Origin of the sequence: Anaeromusa sp., assembly GCF_028691475.1 — a bacterium.
Taxonomy (GTDB): Bacteria; Bacillota; Negativicutes; order Anaeromusales; family Anaeromusaceae; genus Anaeromusa.
On the sequence record NZ_JAQUZF010000022.1, the window covers coordinates 26,076 to 29,545 of the forward strand.

At 46.4% G+C, this 3,470-nt stretch carries 6 protein-coding genes; all 6 read left to right on the top strand.

All coding sequences use genetic code 11. The features are described 5' to 3' along the window. On the top strand, window positions 1-712 hold a 712-nt coding region (locus PHF27_RS05080), incomplete at its 5' end, for a flagellar hook-length control protein FliK (RefSeq protein ID WP_300066935.1). Between the two features lie 37 nt (window positions 713-749). After that, window positions 750-1,145, top strand: a complete 396-nt coding sequence (locus tag PHF27_RS05085; protein WP_300066938.1) for a TIGR02530 family flagellar biosynthesis protein — start codon at window positions 750-752, stop codon at window positions 1,143-1,145. A 174-nt stretch (window positions 1,146-1,319) separates the two neighbouring features. Further along, on the top strand, window positions 1,320-1,514 hold the full coding sequence (locus tag PHF27_RS05090; RefSeq protein WP_018704280.1) for a flagellar FlbD family protein: 195 nt from the start codon (window positions 1,320-1,322) through the stop codon (window positions 1,512-1,514). A gap of 92 nt (window positions 1,515-1,606) precedes the next feature. Beyond that, window positions 1,607-2,083 carry a flagellar basal body-associated FliL family protein gene (locus tag PHF27_RS05095; protein ID WP_300066942.1) on the top strand — a complete coding sequence of 159 codons (477 nt, stop codon included), beginning with the start codon at window positions 1,607-1,609 and terminating at the stop codon, window positions 2,081-2,083. A 35-nt stretch (window positions 2,084-2,118) separates the two neighbouring features. Then, on the top strand, window positions 2,119-3,123 hold the full coding sequence (gene fliM, locus PHF27_RS05100) for a flagellar motor switch protein FliM (protein WP_300066945.1): 1,005 nt from the start codon (window positions 2,119-2,121) through the stop codon (window positions 3,121-3,123). Beyond that, window positions 3,116-3,470, top strand: a 355-nt coding sequence (locus PHF27_RS05105; protein ID WP_300066948.1) for a chemotaxis protein CheC, incomplete at its 3' end; no start/stop codon positions are given. The genes fliM and PHF27_RS05105, both read left to right, overlap by 8 nt.

The window sequence follows — 3,470 nt, forward strand, 5'->3', positions numbered from 1 at the left end:
CAGCGAATCTCAGATGGCAACGGGGAAAACTAGCGACACCCAAGCGCAAAATGTGGAATCTGCAGCAGCAACCAATTATGGCGTGCGTCGTGCCGCTTCGGAAAATGCAGATTCGGCGGCATCCTTTGCCGGACAGGCTTTTAGTGAAGCCACAGCGCAAAAAACAATGCCTGTAAAGGCGGATGCTCAGGCGGAAACGGATTTCCAACCGATACAGGCGGCGCTTTTACAGAACACTGCGTCAAAGATGCAAGCAGAAGCAACTGTTGCAACTAATGCAGCGCCAACAGCGCCAGCTGATCCTCATGGCGTTTTCGACCAAATGGTGGCCCAAGCGCGTATGATTCGACTGCCTGATAGTACAGAGATGGTGATACGTTTGAGACCGGAACATTTGGGAGAATTGGTGCTGAAGGTGGCTGTAGATGCGGCAGGGACCGTAAACGCCACATTCCACAGCTCGAATGCGGAGGTGAGAGCCGTATTGGAAGCGAACCTGCAGCAATTCCGGCAGGAAATGCAACAGCAGGGAGTTCGGGTACAAGGAGCCGCCGTGTATGCCGGACTAGGAGACGCTTTGCCGCAACAGCAGCAAGGCCAACAAGGAAAGTCGCCGCAGAGCAAAAATACCGGCATAGCAGCGGAAGAAAAGCTCGAGCCGGTGGAATTGTCCCTGGATACAGGCGATGCGGCTGTTGATTACCGGATTTAAAAAGCAAAAGCTTTTGGCGTGAAGGAGGACGGTTTGCATGCAGGCACCTAAAGTTGTTTTTTCACAGCAACTTGTCACGCCGTCACCTCTTAGATCTTTTAACGAGTCTGCAGGAGCGGCAACAAAGAAGGCAACAGGAGCTGCCGATTCCTTTGAGACGGTACTGCAGGGGCAAATGCAGGAATTGCATTTTTCACAGCATGCGCAACAACGCTTGGCGCAACGGGGCATTGAATTAAGTTCGTCACAAACGCAGCGTCTGCAAAGTGCCGTGCAGGATGCGGCGCAGAAAGGCGGACGGGAAGCTTTGGTACTTGTGGATTCCCTTGCTTTTGTCGTCAGCGTGCGTAATAAAACTGTGATCACAGCCATGGAAGGCGACGGTGTTAAAAGCCAAGTGTTTACGAATATTGACAGTGCCGTAATTGCTTGAAACACTGGTCAGGAGCTGGACCGCATCGGAAGCTCTTCAACCGCGGAATGATGGAAGCGGTTGTATAAAATTCGGATGTCTTTTGTAAAAACTGGCTAATTTGGAACGGTGATGGTAAAATTAGCTGCAGGGAGGAATTTCCTCCCTGCAGTCCAATGTAAGGGGAGAAATGCAATGATCAAGGTGACTCGTTTGAAAGCAAAAGATGAATTTGTTTTAAATGCGGAACTAATTGAAATGATTGAGGAAACACCAGATACAGTGGTAACGCTGACCAATGGAAAAAAATTGCTTGTGGAAGAATCTATGGAAGAACTAGTGCGCAAAGTAATGCAATATCGTCGGGCCATATTTAATAATTTTCGTTAACAATTGAAAATAAGCGGGGATTAACCGCTGTACATATGTGAATAATATTAAATATTTTATAAGATATGCCGAAGTTTGAAGGAGGTGTAGCAATGGCTGATGAAGAAAAGAAGAAAAAGATACCAATGATGTTGATTGTGGTCATGATTGTAGTGGGATTGGCGCTGGCCGGAGGAATCTCATACTTTATTGCTTCTAAAATTGTTGCTGATAAGTCAGGAACCAAAATCGAGCAGCGCGAGCCGGGAACCTTTGTAAAGCTGGGAGACCCTAAAGACGGTCAACTGGTTGTTAACATAGGGGGGCCTAGCAGCGGACGTTATTTAAAAATAGGTCTTGTTTTGGAAATGAAGCCCCAAAAGGAAGAGAAAAAAGATAAAAACGCTTTGTCTCCTCAAGAGGTGAAGGTGCAGGATACGGTGTTATATGTGCTGCGGTCACAAAAAGTAGAAGACTTTGATCCCTCGAAACAAGAAAACCTCAAAGAGCTTATTAAACGTGAAGTGAATAAGTCGTTGGGAGAAGAGCGGGTTTATGAAGTATATATCACAAACTTTATTTTGCAATAATAACGTGGTAAGATGCAACAAAGGGAGGGAGCGCGTTGGCCGGGCCTGATGTATTATCCCAGTCCGAAATTGACGAGTTGCTAAATGCGCTTTCGGCAGGAGAAGTATCTGCGGAAGACATGAAAGGCGAACAGGAACAACGCAAAATCAAGGTCTATGATTTCAAGCGGCCGGACAAGTTTTCTAAAGATCAAATTCGTACGCTGTACATGTTGCATGAAAACTTCGCTAGGTTTTTCAACACTTACTTATCTGCCAATTTGCGGGCATTGGTGCATATTAACGTAGCTTCAGTCGACCAAATGACTTATGAAGAATTTGTTCGCTCTTTGCCTAACCCCAGCGTTATCGGCATTTTCCAAATGCGTCCCTTAAAAGGGAATGTCATCTTGGAAATGAACCCCAATATAGTGTTTGCCGTAATTGACCGGTTGTTCGGGGGGGTAGGCATGCCTTTGTCTAAACCGCGAGCATTGACAGATATTGAAGAATCGATTGTTCGCCGGGTTATGAGTAAAGCCCTGGATTCTCTTCAGGATGCCTGGAAACAGGTATTAGTAGTAGATCCTAAGCTGGAAATGATTGAGACTAATCCTCAGTTTACTCAGATTGTACCCCCTAATGACATGGTAGTGCTTATTACTTTGCAATGCAAAATCGGACAGGCCGAAGGCTTAGTCAATATCTGTATTCCTTATTTAGTACTGGAACCCATTATGTCAAAGCTAACCACTACTTTCTGGGTAGCTTCGTCCATGAGCAAGCAGTCGCTGCCGGAGCATGTGAGCGCCATACAGCAAAAGCTGGAAAGGGCGCGTATTCCTCTTGTTGTCGAAATGGGGCGTACGCAAATTAATGTGTACGATCTGCTTGGATTGTCTCACGGAGATGTGTTACGACTGGATAGCCAGGTTGACCATGAGTTGAAAATTACCATTGGGCACCGGGAAAAATTTTTATGCAAGCCGGGTCTGGTTAATCGAAAAATGGCTGTACAGATTACGAAAATACTAAATGAAGGAGATACGGAAAATGAGTGAGAGCTTTCTCAGCCAAGAGGAACTTGATGCCTTGCTCAAAGGCGAAGCCGCGCCGGAAGCAGCAAGTGGAGAGATTCTTTCTGATGTAGAGCATGACGCTCTGGGCGAGATTGGCAACATCTCTATGGGTAGCGCGGCAACAACCTTGTCGATTTTATTAGGCAAGCGCGTTTCTATTACGACTCCTAAGGTGGGAGTTTCGTCTCTGAAGGAAATTCAGAATGCTTGTCCGTTGCCGTTCCTTGTAGTGGAGGTTGGCTATACCCATGGTGTTCATGGGACTAATTTGTTGGCGATTAAAGAATCAGATGCCCTGATTATTGCGGATCTGATGATGGGCAATGACG

Bases quoted from the DNA above. Each gene is read 5' to 3' on its own strand.
- PHF27_RS05085 (WP_300066938.1), top strand. From the start codon at position 750: ATGCAGGCACCTAAAGTTGTTTTTTCACAGCAACTTGTCACGCCGTCA.
- PHF27_RS05090 (WP_018704280.1), top strand. From the start codon at position 1,320: ATGATCAAGGTGACTCGTTTGAAAGCAAAAGATGAATTTGTTTTAAAT.
- PHF27_RS05095 (WP_300066942.1), top strand. From the start codon at position 1,607: ATGGCTGATGAAGAAAAGAAGAAAAAGATACCAATGATGTTGATTGTG.